This is a genomic window from Sodalis ligni (assembly GCF_016865525.2).
Classification (GTDB): Bacteria; Pseudomonadota; Gammaproteobacteria; order Enterobacterales; family Enterobacteriaceae; genus Acerihabitans; species Acerihabitans ligni.
Window position 1 is genome coordinate 5,502,874 of record NZ_CP075169.1, and the last position, 22,926, is coordinate 5,525,799.

Here is a 22,926-nt window from a genome sequence, read left to right on the forward strand (position 1 = left end):
GGCATTTAGCGTACTTATGTCAGTCTTGTTCAGCGCTATAGCCGGATCAATGGCCTAAGCGTCATAGACATATTGCTTATTATTTCAGTAACAAGGTCTATAGGAAGGGATGGATAGCGCCCGTGGGCGCGAACTGAAAGAACAAAGAGGGAGATCAAACGGGCGGCGGAAGCGATTCCCTGATACCGACGCCCGACCGTGGCCGGGGATAACCGTAATCAGCGTTCCACCCGCAGACCGTAGGTTTTGAATTTTTCCACCACCCGGGCGATTTCATCAGACGGCAATACCGGCACCGGCTGGACGATGGGCAGCAGTTTCAGGTACAGCGCCGCCAAGACTTCCACCTCATGGGCCAGCCATAACGCCTTGGAAAGATTCTCTTCGGCGGCGATGAGCCCATGATGCTGCAGCAGCGTCGCTTTACGGTGCCGCATGGCGACCGCCACATGTTCGGACAATTCCCGGCTGCCGAAGGTGGCATAAGGCGCGCAGGGAATATCATCCCCGCCGCCTGCGGCAATCATGTAATGAATGGCCGGAATCGGCCGATTCAAAATGGATACCCCGGTACAGTTTAGGGCATGGTTGTGAATGACCGCGTTGGCGTCCGGACGGGTATGATATACCGCCAGATGAAATCGCCATTCACTGGACGGGATTTTATCTGTTTCACCCCGCCCTTTGCCGTCGACAAACACAATCTGCTGTTCGCCGAGCCGGTCGTAAGGGATACCGGAAGGCGTTATCAACATGCCGTCCTCAAAACGGACGCTGACGTTACCGGCGGTACCCTGGTTAAGCCCCAGGCGTGTCATTTCCAGGCAGGTATCGATAATTTCTCGCGCTAAGGTTGTTCTTTCCATTATTTTTCCTCGACATACCCGTCATACTTCAAGTTGCGGATGCGTTGGCCTTCCAGCAACCCAAATTATTCAGGATATATATAGTTACACTACATTTAACCCTGACCGATATAATTAACTGAAGGGATATTCGCGAAATCCAGCTGCTGTAAAAATGTGATCGATACAGCATTAATAATGCCGGCGGCCGTTATCAAACTTTGTATGTTAATAAAATGATGCCCGCTTTTTTAATTACCGACCAATACGGACATTTAACAACAATGTCTTTTCCTCGATGATGTTAAATCCACGCAATAAAGTCCGTTATTTTAGTGATTAGACTCACATTTTATTTACATAATGCCGGTTATGGAGCAGACAGCGTATGTTTTTTAAATTGACCGTTTAGAATTTTCTCCACCGGCAATAAGGGATACGACAAGAACCGATGGCCGTCGCCGGCAACGGGTCTTGATTCGGCGCTCAATAAATAAAAGCATTTTTTTCAGCACATTAAAGCATACGTATCGATCACCATCACAAAATTCATATAAAGGCTTTGTGTCTGAACAGCACATTCCATAAATTGCTAACTCGAGTTAGCTAAAGCAAAAGCCGCTCAAAAAGCACCATGGTGCCTGCGCGCTGGGTTTTAAGGATCATCGCCTGAAAGATTAGTCCGCTAATCGGAGTGTTATCCGGAGGCCACATGCCCGAAACAGTTTTGCAAATGAACCATATTACGAAACGATTCCCCGGTGTTTTGGCACTGGATAATGTCAGTTTTGATTTGCAGCGGGGAGAAGTCCATGCATTGCTCGGCGAAAACGGGGCAGGAAAATCCACGCTGATGAAAGTCTTGTCCGGGGTGTATATCTGTGACGAAGGGCAAATATATCTTGAGGGTCAGCCGGTAAATATCACCAGTCCAATTGCCGCTTCCGCCCTGGGCATTGCCATTATTCATCAGGAATTTAATCTCTTCCCGGATTTAACCGTCGAGCAAAATATTTTTATCGGGCGGGAACACCATAAAAACATCAAATGGATTCTTGATGAGACATCACAGCGCAAGGCGGTGGAGGAGCTGCTGGCCATGCTGAACCTCACCATCCCCCCTACCCGGCTGGTCTTAGCGTTAACCGTGGCGCAGCAGCAGATGGTGGAGATAGCCAAAGCGCTGTCGGTGAACGCCAAAATACTGATTATGGACGAGCCCACCGCCGCGCTGACCGAAAGTGAAATCGACAGTCTGTTTAACGTCATCCGTCTGCTTAAAACTCAGGGAGTCTCCATTGTGTATATCTCCCATCGGCTGGAGGAACTGGCGTTAATCGCCGATCGGGCCACGGTGATGCGCGATGGTAAATACATTGCCACCGTAGACTACACAACGGTGCGCATCGCCCAGTTGATCACCATGATGGTAGGCCGGGAACTGGGGGATATCTACCCGGTCAGGGCCTCCGCTCCCGGCGAGGAGACGGTGCTTAGCGTCAAAAACCTGTGCCGCAGGGGGGTGCTGGATAACATCAGCTTTGAACTTAAGCGGGGGGAAATCCTTGGGTTCGCCGGTCTGATGGGGGCCGGACGCACTGAGGTGGCCCGCGCCCTGTTCGGCGCCGATGCCATCGACAGCGGCGAGATTACATTGTCAGGCCGCAAGGTGACCGTGGACAGCGTTTACCGCGCCATTTCCCTTGGCATCGGCTATCTCACCGAAGACCGGAAAAAGGACGGCCTGGCCCTGGGGTTGTCCGTGGGCACCAATATCATGCTGAGCAGCTACCGGCAATATGCCAACGCCTGGGGCGTCATCGACGAGAAACGCTGCCGGGAAGCCGGTGAGGATCTCCGCCGCCGGCTGCGGATCAAAACGCCCGATCTGGCTCAATTGGCGGTGAATCTAAGCGGCGGTAATCAGCAGAAGATTATTATTGCCAAATGGTTATGCAAAAACTCGGAAATACTGATTTTTGATGAGCCGACGCGGGGTATTGATGTTGGAGCAAAACTCGAAATATATGAACTGATGAACCGTCTTACCGCCGAAGGCAAATCCATCATTATGATTTCGTCTGAATTACCGGAAATCCTCGGCATGTGCGACAGAATATTGGTCATGCGTCAAGGGCGTATTACTGCCGAATTGCAATCAACGCAAGCGGATCAGGAAAATATAATGAAATATGCGACGTTAGAGGGCTGAATCATGATTGGCATAACCAAATATTTACAGACTGGCACGAATAAAAACTAAGCAATAAGGCGTTGCTGATGCGTTTCGCGCCCCTGCTGAGTTTGATCCTGCTCATGTTATTTTTCAGCCTAAGCTCGCCCTATTTCTTAAACACCGACAACCTGATGACCATTGCGCTGCAAACCTCGGTCATCGGCATCCTGGCCATCGGCGTGACCTATGTGATTATCACGGCGGGCATTGACCTTTCCCTGGGGTCGGGGGGGGGTTTTTCCGGCGTATTGGTTGGGCTGGCCGCCTCCTTCGGGCTGCCTATCTCCCTGTGCGTCCTGGCCGGCGTGCTGGGAGGCTGGATTTGCGGATTTATCAACGGTTTTCTGGTGACCAAAGGGACCATTCCGCCGTTTATCGCCACCCTCGGGCTGATGATGTCGGCGCGCGGCGTCAATCTGGTGCTTACCGACGGCCGAGCCCTGTACTTTCTGCAGTATCCCGGCTTTCAGATGCTGGCGCAGGGCAAGCTATTCAATTTCCTGCCTTATCCGGTGATCTATCTGATAGTGCTGGCCGCCGGGGCGGCCTATATCCTGAACAAAACCGTTATCGGCCGCTATATCTACGCCGTCGGCAGCAATGAGGAAGCCGCTCACCTGTCGGGTATCAAAGTCAATCGGGTCAAGGTGTTCGTGTACGTTTTCTGCGGCGTGTTGACCGGCATTGCCGGCGTGATATTGGCGTCGCGGCTTAATTCCGCCCAGCCGACGGCCGGGATGGGGTATGAATTGCAGGCCATCGCCGCGGTGGTTATCGGCGGCACCAGCCTGATGGGCGGCGTCGGCACCATCGGCGGCACGATTATCGGGGCGTTCATTATGAGCGTGCTGAATAACGGGCTTAATTTAATCGGCGTATCGCAATTCTGGCAAATGGTGGCCATGGGCATCGTAGTGGTTGCGGCGGTTTATTTGGATACGGTACGTAAAAGAATTTAATTCCCTGACGTCATTCTTACCTGAACTGTATTACTCAAGGGTATAACGATAAATCACATGAGGTAGTCATGATGAAAATAAAAACGCTTTGCGGCCTGGCAATGATGGCAATATTCGGCATAGGCCAGTCTTATGCCGCTGACCAGCTTTATGTCCCGGTGGTCAGTAAGGGATACCAGCAAGAATTCTGGCAGACGGTGAAATTAGGCACGGAGGCGGCGGCAAAAGACCTGTCGGTAAGAACCAGTTTTGTCGGCCCGTCCGATGAAACCCAAATCGCCGAGCAGATCCAGCTGATGGAGGATACCATCACCCGCCATCCCAACGGGATATTACTCTCGTCCCTGGATGCCAACGCCCTGATTCCCCTGGTGGAGAAAGCCAACGGCCAGCATATCACCGTGGCGACCTTCGACTCGGGGGTGAATTCCGATATCCCGGTCAGCTTTGTCGCCACCAGCAATGTGAAAGCGGGTTCGGCGGCGGCGGATGCGCTGGCCAAGGAGTTGGGCGGCAAGGGAAAGGTCGGCATCGTCGCCCATGTGGCTGGCACCACGTCGGCCATCGAACGCACGGAGGGGTTCACCAAGACCATCAAGGAAAAATACCCGAACATTACGCTGCTGCCGGTGCAGTACAGCGACGGCGATCCGCAGAAAGCCATGGATAAAACCATCGATATGACGCGGGCCAATCCCGATTTGGCGGGTATTTACGCCACCAACGAAGGCTCGACCCTGGGGGTGGCCAATGCCATTAAAACCCTGGGACTGTCCGGCAAGATTAAAGTCATCGGTTTCGACAGCACCGAAGCCATCATCAACTACCTCAAAATCGGCGCTATCCAGGGTTTCATCGTTCAGGACGCCTATCAGATCGGCTATCAGGGATTGACTACCCTGGTGAACTCCATTCGTGGGCAGAAGGTACCTAAATCCGTTGATATTCCGGTGAAATTTGTCACCCAAAGCAACCTGAACGAACCGGCGATTCAGAAATTGCTCTACCCGTTCGGTAAAAAGTAGCTCTCTGAATCAATAAAGGGCGGCGCCGCGCCGTTCGCCGAAGCCCGGCCGGCGCCGCCAATGCTGTTTGGAACAGAAAAGGAATCTTTATGAGCAGTCAACATCTATCCCCCCATCATGCTTCCCCGGCCCCCAAGGTGGGTATCCGTCCGGTTATCGACGGCCGCCGGCTGGGTATCCGCGAATCCCTGGAAGAACAAACCATGAACATGGCCCGCGCCACCGCGGCCTTTTTGACGGATAACCTGCGTTATCCCAACGGTGAAGCGGTGCAGTGCGTAATAGCCGATACCTGTATCGCCGGCATGGCGGAATCCGCCGCCTGCGAAGAAAAATTCAGCACGGAAAATATCGGCCTGACCATCACCGTGACGCCCTGCTGGTGTTACGGCAGCGAAACCATCGATATGGACCCGTTCCGGCCGAAGGCGATTTGGGGCTTCAACGGCACCGAACGGCCCGGCGCCGTCTATCTGGCCGCCGCGCTGGCGGGCCATAATCAGAAAGGGCTGCCGGCTTTCGCCATCTACGGCCACGATGTGCAGGATGGCGGCGATAACAGCATCCCCGGCGATGTACAGGAAAAACTGCTGCGCTTCACCCGGGCCGGCATCGCGGTGGCGGCCCTGAAAGGCAAAAGCTACCTGTCCATCGGCGGCGTCGCCATGGGCATTGCCGGCTCCATTGTTGATCATGACTTTTTCGAATCCTGGCTGGGCATGAAAGTCCAGGCGGTGGATATGACCGAACTGCGCCGCCGGATGGATCAGCAGATTTATGACGCCGATGAGCTGGAGCTGGCCCTCTCCTGGGCTGACAAGTATTTCCGTTTCGGGAAGGATAAAAACGCGCAGCAATACCGCCAATCCGAGGAACAGAGCCGCGGGATATTGCGCGAAAGCCTGCTGATGGCGATTTGCATCCGCGACATGATGCAGGGCAGCGCCAAAGTGGCTGAACGGGGCTTTGTGGAAGAATCCCTAGGCTACAACGCCATTGCCGCCGGTTTTCAGGGCCAGCGTCACTGGACCGATCAGTACCCCAACGGCGATACCGCCGAGGCGCTGCTCAACAGCTCCTTTGACTGGAACGGCGTGCGGGAAGCCATGGTGGTGGCGACGGAAAACGACAGCCTGAACGCGGTAGCCATGCTGTTCGGCCATACCCTGACCGGCACCGCCCAGATTTTTGCCGATGTGCGTACCTACTGGTCTCCCGATGCGGTAAAACGCGTTACGCAATATCAGCTGGAAGGCCATGCCGCCGAAGGCATTATCCACCTTATCAACTCCGGTTCGGCGGCGCTGGACGGCACCTGCCGCCAGACCGACGCCGAAGGCAAGCCCACCCTGAAGCCCCATTGGGAAATCAGCGATGAGGAGGCCCAGGCCTGCCTGGCGGCCACCGAATGGTGCCCGGCCATCCATGAATATTTCCGCGGCGGCGGCTATTCGTCCTGTTTCCTGAGCCGCGGCGGCGTGCCCTTCACCATGACGCGGGTCAATATCATCCGCGGGATCGGGCCGGTACTGCAAATCGCCGAAGGCTGGAGCGTCGATCTGCCGGCGGCGGTGCACGATACCCTGAACCAGCGCACCGACCCTACCTGGCCCACCACCTGGTTTGCGCCGCGCCTGACCGGCAAAGGTCCCTTCCGTGATGTCTATTCGGTGATGGCCAACTGGGGCGCCAACCACGGCGTCCTCACCGTCGGCCATGTGGGGGCGGACTTTATCACCCTGGCGGCCATGCTGCGCATTCCGGTATGTATGCACAACGTGGCGGAGGAACAGATATACCGCCCCACCGCCTGGGCCGCCCACGGCATGGACCCGGAAGGACAGGATTACCGCGCCTGCCAAAACTACGGCCCGCTGTATAAAAAATAGCCGCGGCGGCAATTCGTCAGACTGCTGACAAACAGACTCAGAGTTAAAAAGGCGGGACAGGCTGCCCGAGGAGTAAACCGTCCGCGCCGGGGACGGCGCGGATCGAGCCTCCATGGATGGATTCACGGCAGGTTTGCTGTATAGCTACGATCTGGCAGCCTGTCCCGACCGGGCATTTAGTCAACAAGCTCGCGAATTGCCGCCTGACGGCGGCAATTCGCGAGCTTTCCCAAAATCTATCCGGAGGCTAAAGCCGCCATGAGCCAAAATGTTGTCATCGTACTGGATTGCGGCGCCACCAATCTCAGGGCCGTCGCCCTCTCCCCCGAGGGCATGGTGGTGGCGAAGGCGGTTATCCCCAATGCCAGCCGGCCCGGCGGGGAAAACCCCCTCTGGCAGATATGGTCCCTGGACGAAATAATGGCCGGTCTCGGCCAGTGCTGCCGCCGCTTATCCGCAGAGCTTTCCTCCTGCCGCATTCATGCCCTGACCGTCACCACCTTCGGGGTGGACGGCGCATTGGTGGATGCCCAAGGGGAACTGCTCTATCCGGTTATCAGCTGGAAATGCCCGCGCACCGCCGCCGTCATGGCGGATATCGGCCGCTATATCTCCCCGGCGGAGCTCCAGGGCATCTCAGGCGTGGGGCAATTCAGCTTCAATACCCTTTATAAGCTGGTATGGCTGCGCGAAAACCAGCCGCGCCTGCTGGAGAAGGCCCGGGCCTGGCTGTTTATTTCATCCCTAATCAATCACCGGCTGACCGGCGCGTTCACCACCGATCGCACCATGGCGGGCACCAGTCAGCTGCTGGATGTGCAGCAGGGGGATTTCAGCCGGCGGATTTTGCAGAGCGTCGGGCTGGATAACAGGCTTTTCCCGGCTATCGCCGACGCCGGCGACAGGGTGGGCACGCTGTTGCCCGCCGTCGCCGAACAGTTGGGACTCCCGGCCGGACTGCCGGTGGTCTCTGCCGGCCACGATACCCAGTTTGCCTTGTTCGGTTCCGGCGCCGCCCTCGATCAGCCGGTTCTCTCTTCCGGCACCTGGGAGATCCTCATGGTCCGCAGTCAACGGGTGAATACCGCCATGCTGCCGGAAATAGCCGGATCCACCTGCGAACTGGACAGCCGCGCCGGTTTGTTTAACCCGGGATTGCAATGGCTGGCCTCCGGCGTACTGGAATGGGTCCGCCAGCTGTGCTGGGCCGGCAGCGCCCCCGCCGCGGTCTATCGGGAAATGATTGAAGAAGCCCGGTCAATACCGCCGGGTACCGACGGCGTGCGTCTGCACGGCAGCCTGGTGGACGCGGCGGCCGGCTGGCAGGGTCTGTCGCTGTCGGCCCGGCGCGGCCATATCTATCGCGCTTCTCTGGAAGCACTGTCCGCCACCCTGCGGGATAATCTCACCTTGCTTGAGCGAATCGGCCATTTCACCAGCCGAGAGCTGACGCTGGTGGGGGGCGGCAGCCGCAACGATTTATGGAACCAAATCAAAGCGGATGTGCTGAATTTACCCATCAAGGTGCTCAATGAAGCTGAAACCACCGTGCTGGGGGCGTCAATGTTCGCCTGGAGCGGTATCGGCTATTACGCCACGCCGGAAGCGGCTCGGCAGCAGGTGGCTTATCAATACCAATGGTACAGGCCGGGGGACGACGCCGCCTGTTATCAGCGGCTGTTCCCGCCCCGTCGCGTTACTTCTTTAACAGGAGATGCTTTATGCTGAAAAATATTTCCCCGCTCATTTCTCCCGCGCTGCTGAAAATTCTCGCCGAGATGGGCCACGGCGATGAAATCATCCTGGCGGACGCGTTTTTTCCGGCTCACTCCCTTGGGCCGCAGGTGGTGCGCGCCGACGGGTTGCCGGTGGATGCGCTGCTGGCGGCCATCATCCCGCTGTTCGAGCTGGACAGTTATGCCCCGCCGCTGGTGATGATGGCCCCCGGCGCCGGCGATGAGCTGGATCCCGCGGTGGAAGCCCGCTATCTGCAAGCCCTGTTCGGTAAAGGCAGCCATCAGCCGGTAGCCCGCATCGATCGTTACGCGTTTTACCAACGCGCCCGGGGGGCTTTTGCCATTGTCCTCACCGGTGAAACGGCTAAATACGGCAATATCTTGTTAAAAAAAGGGGTGACGCCCATATTTTGACCGGTCTATGTCGTATCTTATGCCGACGGTAAGTACCGATTATCCTGACCCAAGGCATCGGAGGGCATATGAAATCAACGCGGCAGCAAGATATTCTGGCGTTAATATCCCAACAGGAGATCCTGAAGGTGGACGAACTGGCGGCCTGGTTCCAGGTCAGCAAAGAGACGATCCGCCGTGATTTCAACAGTTTGCAGGACAGGGGCTTGCTTATCCGCCAGCATGGCCGGGCAAAAAACATTAAACGGGGCGTTCCGGACAACGGCGACTCGTTTAACGAGCGGGTCAAAAGCCACCTATACAGCAAGGCCGACATCGCCGAACAGGCCCTGACCTGGATCGACGAGGACATGGTGATTGCCCTGGACGCCAGCACCACTTGCTGGTATCTGGCGAAAAAACTGCCCGATATCCCCCTGACGGTGTTTACCAACAGCGTCAGGGTCTGTCATGAACTGGAAAAAAAATCCCGTATTACGTTGATAAGCTCCGGCGGCACCCTACAGCGTAAATATGCCTGTTATAACAATTGCTCGATTTTTTCACTGCTTAAGCATCTGGATATCGACCTGTTTATCTTCTCCTGCGAAGGCATTGATAGTGAAGGCATGATGTGGGACTCCAACGCCATCAACGCCGAATACAAAACCATCTTGCTCCATAAAGCCACCCAATCCCTGCTGCTGATGGATAAAAGCAAGCTCGGGCGTAAAAGCACGGTGAAAATCGGCCCGCTGACCCAGGTGGAACGAATCATATCCGATGCGGGCGACTCACGCATCGTGCCGGTGCTGGCGCATAAGCTGTTCCAGGGTTAGCGGCAACGCCGTCGCGGCAACCGGCAAATAAGCCAGCATGATCACATAAAACAACAAACATAATTACATTATGAAATATCGTAATGGCATGAAGATTTGTAACCCCCTAACTTATTAGCCATCTAAGCTTTTTGTCTTTCCAACCACGACAGTCGTTGAGGATAAAAACGATGGCAGATTCCTTAATTTCTCATTCAATACTCTCTGTAAAAGAAAAGATCGGTTATGGGCTGGGGGATGCCGCCAGCCATATCGTATTTGATAACGTCATGCTGTATCTGATGTTTTTTTATACCGATATTTTCGGTATCCCGGCGGGCTTCGCCGGCACGATGTTTCTGTTCGCCCGGGCGCTGGACGCCGTTTCCGACCCGCTTATGGGGCTGGCGGCCGACCGTACCCATACCCGGTGGGGCAAATTCCGCCCTTATGTGCTGTTCGGGGCGATACCTTTCGGGATCGTTTGCGTCATTACCTACAGCACTCCCGATCTCGGCCTGACCGGTAAAATGATCTATGCCTCGGTGACCTACACCCTGCTGACGCTGCTGTACACGGTGGTGAATATTCCTTATTGCGCCTTGGGAGGGGTCATCACCAACGATCCGACCCAGCGTATCTCGCTGCAGTCATATCGTTTCGTACTGGCCACCGCCGGCGGCATGCTAAGCACGGTACTGATGATGCCGCTGGTGAAACTGGTGGGGGGCACGAACCAGGCCCGTGGATTCCAGGGCGGTATCGCCATTCTCTCGGTGGTGGCGATTATCATGCTGGCGCTGTGTTTCGCCACCACCCGGGAGCGAATCAGCGATCGCACCGCCCTGCAGGGCACCATGCGCGAAGACCTGCGGGATATTATCCATAACGATCAATGGCGTATCGTCGGCATCCTGACCATCCTCAATATCCTGGCGGTGTCGGTACGGGGCGGCGCCATGATGTATTACGTCACCTATATCCTCGGCCGTCCGGCGATTTTCGCCCTGTTCCTCGGCACCTATTCGGTGGGCAACCTGATCGGTAGCGCCCTGGCGAAACCGGTCACCGACCGGTATTGCAAAGTGGCGGTATTCTGGTGGACCAACGCCGCGCTGGCGGTATTGAGCTTTGCCATGTTTATGGTGCCGATAGGGGCAAATATCGCCATGTTCTGCTTTATCTTTATCATCGGCGTGCTGCACCAGATGGTCACCCCGATCCAATGGGTGATGATGTCGGATACCGTGGATTACGGCGAATGGACCAACGGTAAACGGCTCACCGGCATCAGCTTCGCCGGCACGCTGTTTGTCCTTAAGCTGGGGCTGGCCCTGGGGGGAGCGGTGATTGGCTGGGTGCTGGCCGGCGCGGGTTATCAAGCGGGAGCCGCCACCCAGAACAGCGGGACTCTGGCGAGCGTGATAGCCCTGTTTACCCTGGCGCCGGGTATCTGTTACCTGCTGAGCGCCATAGTGGCCCAGCGTTTTTATACCCTGCGCACCCCGATGATGAACCGTATTCTAGACGAGTTATCCCTGGGCATAGGACGCAAATAACCGCGGCGGCCGCGTTGAAACAGGCTTAATCAGGTTGAATCATTTATAACGTTTTAAGGCGATAAGATGAAAATAAGCGATGGCAACTGGCTGATACAGCCCGGTTTGCAGCTGACACATCCGCTGCGGGTATTCGAGGCCCGGCGGCAAGGCCGGGATCTGGTGGTATTCGCCGCGCCCCGGGACGTCAGCTCGCGGGGGGACCAATTGGATATCCCTCTGCTTACCCTGCATTTTTTCTCGCCGCAAACCGGCGTTATCGGCGTGCGCATTGAACATTTCCAGGGGCTTCCAGCCCAAACACCCTGTTATCCGTTAAACAAGGATGACTCCACCCTAACCCGCATCGAAGATAACGCGGAATATGCCTCTTTAAGCAGCGGCGACCTGTCGGTACGGGTGAGCAAAGGAGAAAACTGGGCCCTGGACTTTCTCCATGACGGCCGGCGCATCACCGGCAGCGGCGCCCGGTCCGGCGGCTATGTCCAGGACGAGCATAAGGGCAAAAATTACGTCTTCGAACGCTTGGATTTAAGCGTGGGGGAAACGGTGTACGGCCTCGGCGAACGCTTCGGGGCGCTGGTAAAAAACGGCCAGGCCATTGAGACCTGGAATCGGGACGGCGGTACCAGCACCGAACAATCCTACAAAAATATTCCTTTTTATCTCACCAACCGTGGCTATGGCGTGCTGGTAAATCATCCGGAGTGCGTCTCTTTCGAAGTGGCTTCGGAAAAAGTGTCCAAAGTACAGTTCAGCGTCGAAGGCGAGTATCTGGAATACCTGGTGATCGACGGTCCGACGCCCAAACAGGTGCTGGACGGCTACACCCGCCTTACAGGCAGGCCTGCCCTGCCGCCGGCCTGGTCTTTCGGCCTGTGGCTCACCACCTCCTTTACCACCGACTATGACGAAAAAACGGTGAACCGTTTTATCGACGGCATGGCGGAAAGGCGCCTGCCGCTGCATGTGTTTCATTTCGACTGTTTTTGGATGAAGGCGTTTCAGTGGTGCGATTTTACCTGGGACCCGGAAGTCTTTCCCGACCCGGAGGGCATGCTGCGACGACTCAAAGGGAGAGGACTCAAGATCTGTTTATGGATCAATCCCTATATCGGCCAGAAATCGCCGCTGTTCAAACAGGGCATGGAGCAGGGATATTTGCTCAAACGTCCCGACGGACGGGTCTGGCAATGGGATCGCTGGCAGCCGGGCCAAGGCATCGTGGATTTTACCAACCCGGCGGCCTGCGCCTGGTATACCGGCCACTTGCGAAAACTGCTGGAGATGGGGGCCGACTGTTTCAAGACCGACTTCGGCGAACGCATTCCCACCGATGTGGCCTGGTTTAACGGCGCCGATCCGCAGAAAATGCATAATCATTACGCTTATTTATACAATAAAGTGGTTTTTCAGCTCTTACAGGAAAGCCGCGGACGGGAGGATGCGGTGCTGTTTGCCCGTTCGGCTTCGGTTGGGGCGCAGCAGTTCCCGGTGCACTGGGGCGGCGACTGTTATGCGAATTATGAATCCATGGCGGAAAGCCTGCGCGGCGGCCTCTCCCTTGGCATGTCCGGCTTTGGTTTTTGGAGCCATGATATCGGCGGGTTTGAAAATACCGCTCCCGCCCACGTCTATAAACGCTGGTGCGCCTTTGGCCTGCTGTCCAGCCATAGCCGGCTGCACGGCAGCAAATCCTATCGCGTCCCCTGGGTCTACGACGAGGAGGCCTGCGACGTGCTGCGGCATTTTACCCAGTGGAAATGCCGCTTGATGCCTTATATTTACCAGGCGGCGATCCAGGCCGCCGCCGCCGGTACGCCGATGATGCGCGCCATGATGCTGGAATTTCCCGACGATCCCGGCTGCGATTATCTCGATCGTCAATATATGCTGGGGGATGCCCTGCTGGTGGCGCCGGTATTCAGCGAGCATGGCGAGGTTGATGTTTACCTGCCGCCGGGCCGCTGGACCCATCTGTTCAGCAATAAGGAGGCCGTCGGCGGCTGGCGTAAAGAGCGCCATGATTTTCTCAGCCTGCCGCTCTATGTACGGGAGAATACCCTGCTGCCGCTGGGGCAAAACGATCAAAAGCCGGATTATGATTATACCGTTGAGCCGGCGTTTCACCTGTTTGCCCTCGGGGACGGCCGGCAGGCGGTGTGCCGGCTTTCTTCCTGCTCGGCTAAAACGCGTTTCACCCTGGTGGCGGAGCGTCGCGGGCAGGATATTTCTCTGCGGGCCGAAGGGGAAGCCCGTGGTTGGACCCTGTGCCTGCGCAATATACACCGCATTGCGTCGGTAAGCGGCGGCCTGGTCGCGGACGACGCCCAGGGCATAATCATTACTCCGGACCAGGGCGCCGAGCAGCTGACGATCCGGCTGGCGGAATGAACGCAAGCCGGCAGCCGATAAACTAAAGGCACAGGGAACCTGTGCCGGTTATCGCCGCCATAGGCCGAATCCCATCAGCAGTGCCGGCGGTGTCTCTCTTTACAGGTTTCCAGCACCTCATCCGGGTCCCGCCGCCACCAGTTTTTTTCGGAAAATATTTCCACCTCATGAAAGCCCCGGTAGCCCTGGGCCTCCACCGCCCGGCGCATGCGGCGGATATCGATGACGCCGTCCCCCATCATGCCGCGATCCTCCAGCATATCCCGGGTCGGCACCAGCCAATCGCAGATATGGAAGGCCAGCAATCGCTTTTTACCGGCCCGTTCAATCTGCCCGAACAGTTTCGGATCCCACCAGGTATGGTACACATCCACCGCCAGACCGAGCCCTTCGTCTCCCAGTTCGTCGCACAGGTCATTGGCCTGCTCAAGGGTGTTGACGCAGGCCCGATCGGCGGCATACATGGGGTGCAAGGGCTCGATGGCCAGGGGCATGCCCGCCGGCCGGGCATACTCCAGCAGTTCCGCCAGTCCGTCCATTACCTGCAAACGGGCGCAGGGAAGGTCCCGTGAGGAACCCGGCAAGCCCCCCACCACCAGCACCAGACAGGCGGCATTCAGTTCCAGGGCCTCGTCTACCGCCCGCCGGTTGTCATCCAACGCCAGACGGCGCTCTTCGGCGGTGTTGCCGGGGAACATGCCGCCGCGACAATAGCCGGTCACCTTTAGCTGGTGAGAGCGGACCCGCCGTCCGGCCTCATTGAGCCCCAGGGCCTGGACCTGATCCCGCCAGGGGGAGATGCCGCGGATGCCGTGCCGGGCGCAGCCGTCGATAATCTGATCCAGGCGCCACTGCCGGCGCAGGGTGGCGGTGTTGATGGAGAGCAATTGGCCGTCCGGCTCATTCATAGGATATTTCCTTGCTTAACGTTCAACGCGATCGTTCACGATCGCGGAGCTGGTTGATAGCGTACCGGTATATTCGCGCCGGGCTAGAAATGCGGTTTGCCCAGGCCGCCGTCCACATCGATTACCTGGCCGACGGTAAACGGCAATTGCCCGGCGGCGATGGACTGGATGACCCTGGCGATATCCTCAGGCTGTCCCCAGCGCCGCATCGGCACCAGACCGTCGGCAATCAATTGATCGTACTTGGGTTTAACCCCTTGGGTCATGTCGGTTTCAATAATGCCCGGGCGGATTTCATAGACGCCGATACCCTCGTCCGCCAGGCGTAATGCGAACAGTTGGGTCACCATACTGGCCGCCGCCTTGGAGACGCAGTATTCCCCGCGGGAGATGGAAAGGATGTGGGCGCTACAGGAGGTAATATTGATAATGCAGCGATAGGCCGCGTTCAGCCCTCCCTGAGAGAGCATCTGCCTGGCGGCCTTTTGGCACAGAAAAAACATGGCCCGGCTGTTGATGTTCTGGCAATGATCATAACTTTCCAGGGTGACATCCAGCAAATCCCCGCGCCGCAGCGCAGCGGTACCGGCGTTATTCACCAGACAATCCAGGCGACCCCAGCGATGGACAATGGCGTCAATCATGGACTGCTGACTATTCAGGTCGGCGACATCGCCGGCGCAGGCCAAGGCATCAATGCCGTATTGTTGCAGTTCGGCCACCAACGCCTGCTGTCGTTGTCGTCCCTCCTCGTTATCGCGGCCGTTTATCGCCACGTTAAAACCGGCCCGCGCCAGGGCGACGGCGCAGCTTTTCCCTATCCCCCGGGTAGACCCGGTGATAAAGGCGACCGGTGGACCGGCATGGTTCATCTTTTTTTACCTCCGTAAATTGAACGCCTAATCAACCGGATAGTTGATTAGCGAAGTATAACGTTACGGGACCGTTAAAAAGATGATCCACTTCGCATAATCAACCGGGCGGTTGACTAAGGACCAGGCGCGGGCGCAATATCGGCGGCAACCCATGGCATAGAGTGCCGATAGCAATTCATCGTTACGCATCATTTAGTGAGGAAATAACATGTCGGCTGACATCGGCAGCAAACGCAAACGCGATCCCGCCCTGACCCAAAGCCGCATTCTGGCGGCGGCCCGCGAAGAGTTTGCCCAGAAGGGTTTCGACGGCGCCCGTGTGGAAAAAATCGCCGCCGTCGCACAGGTCAATAAGCAACTGCTCTATCACTACTTTGAAAACAAAGACCGTCTGTTTACGCGGGTGCTGGAAGACGCCTACCGCGATATCCGGCAGCAGGAAGCCGCCCTGGCGCTGGATCATTTACCGGCGGATCAAGCGGTAATGGCGCTGGTGGAATTTACCTGGCGCTATTACCTGGCCCATCCGGAATTCATCCGTTTGCTCAACAGCGAAAATCAGATGCAGGCCCGTCATCTCAACCACTCCGCCGACGTGCTGCACATCAACGCCAGCTGGCTGGCTATCGCCAAAAACCTCCTGGCGCGCGGCCGCAGCGAAGGAACCCTCCGAGACGATATAGACGCCATGCAGCTGAATATCAACATTTCGGCGCTGGGCTTCTTTTACCTGATCAACAGCGCCACCCTGTCCCTGGTCTATCAACGGGACCTGACCGCCGCGCAGGCCCTGGAAGATCGCCTGGCGGTGATGAAGGATACTGTCCGCTGCTGGCTAAGACCCATTAGCCGGGCGCAGGCTTGATAATCCCTTGGCCGGTTAACGTTGGCGCGCTTAGTGAGCGGAAACAAGGGTTACCAGAATCAAGGGCTGGTGCTTTGGCAGGGACATATCCCTATATGAGGTATTGACTCCCCTTGCCCCTCGCCATATAGTTAGCAAACTACCTAATTATATGCTACGCATAATCATGACCTTGCCAAAAAATCGCGAACAGGCATTAATGACCCTCACCGTCGCCCTGGGATTATTGCAGCGGGCATATCGGGCTAAGGCCGACAAAGTGGTGGCGCCGCTGGGCCTGTCAACCGCCATGGCCTGGCCGCTGGTGCTGATTGGCCGTCATCCGGAAGGCATTCGCCCCGGCGGCCTGTCGGAAGAGTTGGGTATCGAAGGGCCCTCGCTGGTGCGCTCGCTGAATCAGCTGGTGGATGCCGATCTGGTCCTGCGCCAGGAGGATAAGGTAGACAAACGCGCCAAAATTCTGTGCCTGACGCCTGCGGGCAACGCCATTCGGACCCGGATCGAAGACCTGCTCAACGAGCTGCGCGCCGAATTGTTCGATGGGGTATCCGACGAAGACGTCCAGGCCTGTTTGCGTACATTTTGTGTGCTTGAGAAACGTTTAGGTATCAATGGTTCCTCTTCCATCGATGCCGAGAAAATGACAGATACGCCCTGAATGACGATGACCATGCCGACGATTAAGCTGTTCTCTCGCGCCGAGATCATCTATTCCCTCAAAAGCTTTACCGCTGCCATGCTGGCGTTATATCTGGCCAGCCGCGCCGGGCTGCCCAACAGTTTTTGGTCATTATTGACGGTCTATGTCGTAAGCCAGCCGCTGGCGGGCATGGTGCGCTCAAAAGCGGTCTATCGCCTGTGCGGCACCTTTATCGGCAGCACCGCGACGGTGTTTCTGATCCCGACGCTGTCCAATGCTCCGGTGCTGTTATCCCTGGCGATGGCGCTGTGGGTTAGTGTCTGCCTGTTTGTGTCCCTGATGGACAGGACCCCCCGCTCCTATACGTTTATGCTGGCCGGTTATACCGCGGCGTTAATCGGTTTTCCCACGGTACAAACGCCTGATCTGATTTTCAACACCGCCGTGACCCGCGTGGAGGAAATCAGCCTGGGCATCCTGTGCGCGACCCTGCTGCACAGCGTGGTGCTGCCCACCGGCTTGACCAACAGCGTGATGGGCCTGCTGGATAAAACCCTGACCGATACCCGGCGCTGGCTGAAGGATATCTTTTCCACCGAGGCACCGGTTCCCAAGGAAGAATATGACGCTATATCCGCGTCCCGTCTGCGGCTGTCGGTGGATATCACCCAATTACGCCTGCTGGCCACCCATATCCCCTACGATACGGGAAACCTCACCTGGACCGCGGGGGCGGTTCGCGCCATGCAGGACCGGGTGGCGGAACTTATCCCCACGCTCTCGGCTGTGGAAGACCGGCTTAAGGCGCTGTACAAGGCCGAAGGGAGCTTCAGCCCGGACGTCGTGGCGGTGGTTGACCGCATCAGCCAGTGGCTGATGGAGCACGATCCGCTGACCGCCGGCGTTGATCAGGCCCAACCTCTTACCGCGGCGGAGTTTAACGATCAGCGCCTGCAATTAAGGGATGCCATACAGCGGCTGGAGTCTGGTTCAGAGCAGACGCCATGGTCGCGGGCGCTGAGGATTTCACTGGCAAGCTATCTGGAAGAACTGGTGTTGAAATGGCAGGCCTGCATGATATTGCGCCAGGATATTACCCAGGGGATGCGCCACGGGGTGATGCCCCGCCGCCGTATCGCCGCCATCGGTAACCGGGTGCTCCATCGCGATCTCGGCATGGCGCTGCTGTCGTCGCTGGCGGCGTTTATCGCCATCGGTTTCTGCTGTCTGTTCTGGATTATGCTCGGCTGGGATTCCGGGGCGACGGCCGCCATGATGGCGGCGGTCTTTTGCAGCTTTTTCGCGGTGATGGACGACCCGGTGCCCGCCATTAACAATTTCCTGAAATACACCTTTTGGTCAGCGCCTCTCTCGGCCATTTATATCCTGGTGCTGCTGCCCATGGTGCAGGACTTCGGCATGCTGGTGCTGGTTTGCGCGCCGCTGTTCATTGTCCTGGGCTGCTATAGCGCCCGGCCGGCCCTGCTGATGGTCGCCCTGCCGCTGCTGTTCGGCGTGGCCGGCACACTCTCGTCCCATGACACCGACCACGCGGATGTTATTACCTTTATCAACAGCACCACGGCACAACTGTTCGGCACCTTTGTGGCGGCTCGAGTGACCCAGTTATTCCGTTCAGTGGGAGCCGACTGGAGCGCCAGGCGCATCCGCAAGGCCATCCGCCGGGATCTGGTGGTCATGTCCAGCGGAAACCGCACGCATCAGCTGCAGATTTTCGCCGTCCGCATGGTGGACCGTATCGGGTTATTGGTGACCCGTATCGCCCAGGGGGAAGTCACCCGCAATAATATTATCGCCCGCGAAACCCTGCGGGATCTTCGTCTGGGCACCAATGTCATCGCCCTTCAGCAGGCGCGCAGAGCTTTTCCCTCCATCGGTTTTCCCGCCCTGCTGGCCCAATTGGCCGCCCTTTTCCGCACCGCCGAAAACCAGCCCGCGGGGACCTTACTGGCCGCCATTGACGGCGCCTTGACGGAAATCCTCAGGATGCCGGAAAAATCCGCGCACTGGCGCACCGCCATCACCGCGCTGGTGGGGCTGCGCCATAATCTGTTCCCCGACGCTCCCGTCAAACTGCTCGCCGCGGGAGAAACGGCATGATCGGTGAAGCCAGTTTCTACGGCCTCTATATCCCCTGGTTAATGCTGCTGTCGCTGGCCACGCTGGCGGTATTCTGGCTGGTACGGCGCCTGCTGTTTATCGTCGGCTTCTATCGCTGGGTCTGGCATCCGGCGCTGTTCGATATCGCCGTCTATTTTCTTCTGCTCTACGGGATGACTCATGTTACTTTTTTTGTTCAGCGATAATTTGCGATGAAATCTGAATTAATGACTTTACGCACACGCCAATTCATTCGGGTATTCATCACCTTGCTGGTCACCCTGGCGGCCATCTGGGCAGTGTTGAAACTCTGGGATCATTACGAACTGGCGCCCTGGACCCGAGATGGACGGGTACGGGCCAATGTAGTGGTCATTGCGCCGGATGTTTCCGGTCTGGTAACCGACGTGGCGATTCAGGATAACCAGCGGGTAACCGCCGGTTCGCTGCTGTTCGAGGTGGATCACAGCCGTTACGCATTGGCGGTGCGGCAGGCGCAGGTGGCCCTCGACTCGCAGCGCATCGCCATCGCCCAGGCCCAGCGCGAAGACAAACGCAACGCCCAATTGGGCACGCTGGTGCCTTTGGAGGAGCGCGAACGGACACAAACCCGCCTGGAACAGGCGCAAAACGCCCTGGCCCAGGCCGAAGTGGCGCTGGATAGCGCTAAGCTGAACCTGCAGCGAGCCCAGATCAGATCCCCCGTGGACGGTATTGTCACCAATCTCGATCTGCGGCAGGGCAGTTACGCCACCACCGGCAAACCGGTTCTGGCCCTGGTAGACGTTGGTTCGATGTATGTGGAAGGCTATTTTGAAGAGACCAAGCTGCCGCGCATTCATATCGGCGATCCGGTGCGGGTAATTCCCATGGGCGGCCACGGCTCCTTCACCGGCACCGTGCAAAGCGTCGCGGCGGGCATCGCCGAACGCGACCGGCTTACCGGCGACAATCTGCTGCCCAGCGTCAACCCTACATTTAACTGGGTACGTTTGGCGCAGCGGGTGCCGGTCCGGGTGAAAATCAATGCTTCGGATATCGCTCGCCAGCGTCTGGTGGCGGGCCAAACCGTCACCGTGGAAGTCACCGCCCCTAACGCCGGCGGCATCGGCGGCCTGACGTTTATCCGGCAGGGACAATAAGCATGCCGGATTTCGCCTGCAAGCCCACGGCCCGCCAAGCGGGCGCGTTATTAAAAAGAGCCCTCTTACCCTTGGCGCTGGCGGGATTGTCCGCCTGCGCCATGCTCCCGGTCGGGCCGGACTACCGTCCGCCCGCATCGCCGCTGCTTCATCGCGCCGGCGGCCAGCCCCTGCTGAACGCGGGGGACAATTCCCAGTCCGCTACGGCCGATGCGCAACCGCTGCCGGATCATTGGTGGCGGCTGTACCGGGATGACCGTCTGGACAGCCTGGTGCGCCAGGCGCTGGCGCATAATACCGATTTACGTATTGCACAGGCCGACCTGGAACGCGAGCTTGCACTGTTAAAAGAAGCCGGCAGCGCCCGCTACCCTGCCCTGTCGGCCAATGCCGAACCCAGCTTCGGCCACCCATCCGGCGTCGCGCTGCTGGCGCCGGATTATGTCCCGCCCAATACCTGGAACTATGACAGCGGCTTGAATCTCTCCTATCAGGTGGATTTATTCGGGCAGATACAACGGGCCATCGAAGCGGCCGATGCCGACAGCCAGGCGGCTCGGGCCGCCCTGGATCTGGTAAAAATCAACGTGGCCGCCAATACCGCCCGCGCTTACGCCGAAGTATGCGCCACCGGTTTACAGCTCCAGACCGCCCGCCGCTCCATCGACCTGCAACAGCAATCGGCGACCTTGACCGATCGACTGCTCCAGGCCGGACGCACCGGCGAACTGGATACCCTGCGGGCCAGGGCGCAATTGCAGCAGTTGCAAGCGGCGATACCGCCGCTACAGGCTAGACAGCAGAATGCCCTGTTCCGGCTGGCTACGCTCACCGGCGCCTTGGCGCAGGATTTCCCCCGGGATGTGGCGGATTGCGTTTCGCCGCCGCAGCTGACGCGGCTTATCCCGGTGGGAGACGGCGCGGCATTATTGCGCCGCCGTCCGGATATCCGCCAGAACGAACGCCGTCTGGCCGCGGCTACCGCCCGGGTCGGCGTGGCGATGGCCGATCTTTACCCGAAAATCACCTTGGGGTTGGCCGGCAGCTCCGCCGGCTATATGAAAGATATCGGCGGAGGCGACACCTACGGCTGGAGTCTAGGCCCGCTGATTTCGTGGACCCTGCCCAACACCGGCGCGGTTCAGGCGCGCATCGCCCAGGCACAGGCCGGAGTACAGGGAGATCTGGCGCGCTTTGACGGTTCCGTCCTGACGGCGGTGGGGGAAGTTGAAACGGCGCTGAACAATTACGCCCGCGAGCTGGACCGGCATCAGGCCCTGCTGGCGGCCGCAGGTGAAACCCGACAGGTGGCGGAAAAAACCCGCATGCTCTATGCCAGCGGCAAAATAGGCTATCTGGATGTACTGGACGCCGAACGGGGTATGGCCGCCAGCGATGCCGCCCTGGCGCAATCATCAGGCCAACTGGTGGACGATCAGGTGTTGCTGTTCCTGGCGCTGGGGGGAGGCTGGCAAGATATCCCCGCCGCCGGCGCGCCAACACCCGCCAAGAGTGAAAAAGCGGGGGGCTGAGCGCCCCCGCCCCTCTGCCTAGCCGTTTCGTATAAACATCACCGACGAAGGCAGATTGTCAGGCCTGCCCGGTACATACGTGTAACTGACATCAATTTCTTGCAGCTCCGAAGGAAATTTTTGCGGCAATCGAGAGAGTCTATTATGAGTGATGTGGAGGACTTGTAAGGACGGTGGCAGCATATCATCGGTCAGCTCGGTAATTTTATTATAATTGACCGACAGCGATGTTATTCCTGGCGGTAACATCTTGGGCAGCGATGAGATTTGGTTATTGTTCGCCCACAAAATTTGCAAATTCAACGGCAAATTGTGCGGTAGGACACTTAACCTATTTGCAGAGACCTGCAGCTGATACAAATTTGGCGGAAAAACAATGGGTAAAAAGGTAAGGAAATTATGTGAGACTAATAACTTTTTTAAGTTTGGCGGAAGTAACTGGGGGAGTGTATCCAAATAATTATGGCAGGCATCCAAATAAACCAAGTTTTTGGACAGAACCCCTGGCAAAAAACGTAATTTATTATTAGAGATGTTTATATGTTTAATTCCTGGCGGGATTTCAGACGACAGGCGCATCAGCCCATTATGGCTAACGTCCAACATTTCCAAATTGCTCGGCAGAAAATCCGGCAAAAGTACCAATTTATTATTGTTGGCGATAAGGCACGACAGCCCCTGAGGTAGAGGTATAGGCAATCGATGTAAATGATTAACGCTCACATCCAGATAAACCAACGACTCGGGTAAGCGAGGCAACGACGTCAGCGCATTCCAGCTCAAATCCAGATGGGTAAGTACCGAGGATTGAAGTTCGGCCACGCTAGTCAAAACGTTATGGGATGCATCCAGTGCTATCAGCGTATCGGGAAGAGGGTCTGGCAGAACATTCAGATAGTTATTACTGAGGTGAAGCCATTCCACTCCCCCCGGCAAAGGCGTATTCAAAACCTTAATACCGTTGGAGCTGAGATCGAGATGGAGAACAT

General features: G+C 57.4%; 19 protein-coding genes. 15 read left to right on the plus strand and 4 right to left on the minus strand.

Annotated elements, in window-relative coordinates; translation table 11 throughout:
• Positions 1 to 218: 218 nt before the first annotated feature.
• Positions 219 to 866, minus strand: a complete 648-nt coding sequence (locus tag GTU79_RS25770; RefSeq protein ID WP_203520833.1) for an L-fuculose-phosphate aldolase — start codon at positions 864 to 866, stop codon at positions 219 to 221.
• A 691-nt stretch (positions 867 to 1,557) separates the two neighbouring features.
• Between GTU79_RS25770 and GTU79_RS25775 the strand changes: the two genes are divergently transcribed.
• From GTU79_RS25775 to yicI, 9 genes are all read left to right on the plus strand, one after another.
• Positions 1,558 to 3,057 (plus strand): sugar ABC transporter ATP-binding protein, encoded by a 1,500-nt coding sequence (locus GTU79_RS25775; RefSeq protein WP_203520831.1) that lies wholly within the window; start codon positions 1,558 to 1,560, stop codon positions 3,055 to 3,057.
• A 68-nt stretch (positions 3,058 to 3,125) separates the two neighbouring features.
• Positions 3,126 to 4,040: an ABC transporter permease gene (locus GTU79_RS25780; protein WP_214513503.1), complete on the plus strand. Its 915-nt coding sequence runs from the start codon at positions 3,126 to 3,128 to the stop codon at positions 4,038 to 4,040.
• Between the two features lie 101 nt (positions 4,041 to 4,141).
• Positions 4,142 to 5,065 (plus strand): ABC transporter substrate-binding protein, encoded by a 924-nt coding sequence (locus GTU79_RS25785; protein WP_338091505.1) that lies wholly within the window; start codon positions 4,142 to 4,144, stop codon positions 5,063 to 5,065.
• An 89-nt stretch (positions 5,066 to 5,154) separates the two neighbouring features.
• Complete coding sequence (fucI, locus tag GTU79_RS25790) at positions 5,155 to 6,954, plus strand: L-fucose isomerase (protein ID WP_203520829.1); 1,800 nt, start codon at positions 5,155 to 5,157, stop codon at positions 6,952 to 6,954.
• Positions 6,955 to 7,212: 258 nt separating this feature from the next.
• Positions 7,213 to 8,682 carry an L-fuculokinase gene (gene fucK, locus GTU79_RS25795; RefSeq protein ID WP_203520827.1) on the plus strand — a complete coding sequence of 490 codons (1,470 nt, stop codon included), beginning with the start codon at positions 7,213 to 7,215 and terminating at the stop codon, positions 8,680 to 8,682.
• The gene (gene fucU, locus GTU79_RS25800; protein ID WP_203520825.1) at positions 8,676 to 9,104 is read left to right on the plus strand and encodes an L-fucose mutarotase; all 429 of its coding nucleotides are present in this window, start codon (positions 8,676 to 8,678) and stop codon (positions 9,102 to 9,104) included. Before fucK ends, fucU begins: the two co-directional genes overlap by 7 nt.
• 68 nt (positions 9,105 to 9,172) lie before the next feature.
• Entirely contained in the window at positions 9,173 to 9,922 is a 750-nt protein-coding gene (fucR, locus tag GTU79_RS25805) for an L-fucose operon activator (protein WP_203520823.1), read from the plus strand.
• Between the two features lie 185 nt (positions 9,923 to 10,107).
• On the plus strand, positions 10,108 to 11,460 hold the full coding sequence (locus GTU79_RS25810) for a glycoside-pentoside-hexuronide (GPH):cation symporter (protein ID WP_203523030.1): 1,353 nt from the start codon (positions 10,108 to 10,110) through the stop codon (positions 11,458 to 11,460).
• Between the two features lie 66 nt (positions 11,461 to 11,526).
• Positions 11,527 to 13,854: an alpha-xylosidase gene (yicI, locus tag GTU79_RS25815; RefSeq protein WP_203520821.1), complete on the plus strand. Its 2,328-nt coding sequence runs from the start codon at positions 11,527 to 11,529 to the stop codon at positions 13,852 to 13,854.
• A 74-nt stretch (positions 13,855 to 13,928) separates the two neighbouring features.
• Here the strand turns inward: yicI and GTU79_RS25820 are convergent, their stop codons facing one another.
• Entirely contained in the window at positions 13,929 to 14,762 is an 834-nt protein-coding gene (locus tag GTU79_RS25820; protein ID WP_203520819.1) for a sugar phosphate isomerase/epimerase family protein, read from the minus strand.
• Between the two features lie 83 nt (positions 14,763 to 14,845).
• A complete protein-coding gene (locus GTU79_RS25825) occupies positions 14,846 to 15,634 on the minus strand; it encodes a 3-ketoacyl-ACP reductase (protein ID WP_203520817.1) in 789 nt (262 codons plus the stop codon).
• A 211-nt stretch (positions 15,635 to 15,845) separates the two neighbouring features.
• On the opposite strand from GTU79_RS25825, the gene GTU79_RS25830 reads away from it, so the two are divergent.
• From GTU79_RS25830 to GTU79_RS25855, 6 genes are all read left to right on the plus strand, one after another.
• Positions 15,846 to 16,502 (plus strand): TetR/AcrR family transcriptional regulator, encoded by a 657-nt coding sequence (locus GTU79_RS25830; protein ID WP_203520815.1) that lies wholly within the window; start codon positions 15,846 to 15,848, stop codon positions 16,500 to 16,502.
• Positions 16,503 to 16,668: 166 nt separating this feature from the next.
• Positions 16,669 to 17,160: a MarR family winged helix-turn-helix transcriptional regulator gene (locus GTU79_RS25835; RefSeq protein ID WP_165934217.1), complete on the plus strand. Its 492-nt coding sequence runs from the start codon at positions 16,669 to 16,671 to the stop codon at positions 17,158 to 17,160.
• A 12-nt stretch (positions 17,161 to 17,172) separates the two neighbouring features.
• Positions 17,173 to 19,263: an FUSC family protein gene (locus GTU79_RS25840; protein ID WP_203520813.1), complete on the plus strand. Its 2,091-nt coding sequence runs from the start codon at positions 17,173 to 17,175 to the stop codon at positions 19,261 to 19,263.
• The gene (locus GTU79_RS25845) at positions 19,260 to 19,469 is read left to right on the plus strand and encodes a DUF1656 domain-containing protein (RefSeq protein ID WP_132925178.1); all 210 of its coding nucleotides are present in this window, start codon (positions 19,260 to 19,262) and stop codon (positions 19,467 to 19,469) included. The genes GTU79_RS25840 and GTU79_RS25845 overlap by 4 nt, the downstream gene beginning before the upstream one ends.
• A 21-nt stretch (positions 19,470 to 19,490) precedes the next feature.
• Complete coding sequence (locus GTU79_RS25850; RefSeq protein ID WP_203520811.1) at positions 19,491 to 20,405, plus strand: efflux RND transporter periplasmic adaptor subunit; 915 nt, start codon at positions 19,491 to 19,493, stop codon at positions 20,403 to 20,405.
• Between the two features lie 2 nt (positions 20,406 to 20,407).
• Positions 20,408 to 21,937 carry an efflux transporter outer membrane subunit gene (locus GTU79_RS25855; protein ID WP_203520809.1) on the plus strand — a complete coding sequence of 510 codons (1,530 nt, stop codon included), beginning with the start codon at positions 20,408 to 20,410 and terminating at the stop codon, positions 21,935 to 21,937.
• Between the two features lie 18 nt (positions 21,938 to 21,955).
• On the opposite strand, the gene GTU79_RS25860 is transcribed toward GTU79_RS25855, so the two are convergent.
• Positions 21,956 to 22,885, minus strand: a complete 930-nt coding sequence (locus tag GTU79_RS25860) for a leucine-rich repeat domain-containing protein (protein WP_214513504.1) — start codon at positions 22,883 to 22,885, stop codon at positions 21,956 to 21,958.
• Positions 22,886 to 22,926 lie beyond the last annotated feature (41 nt).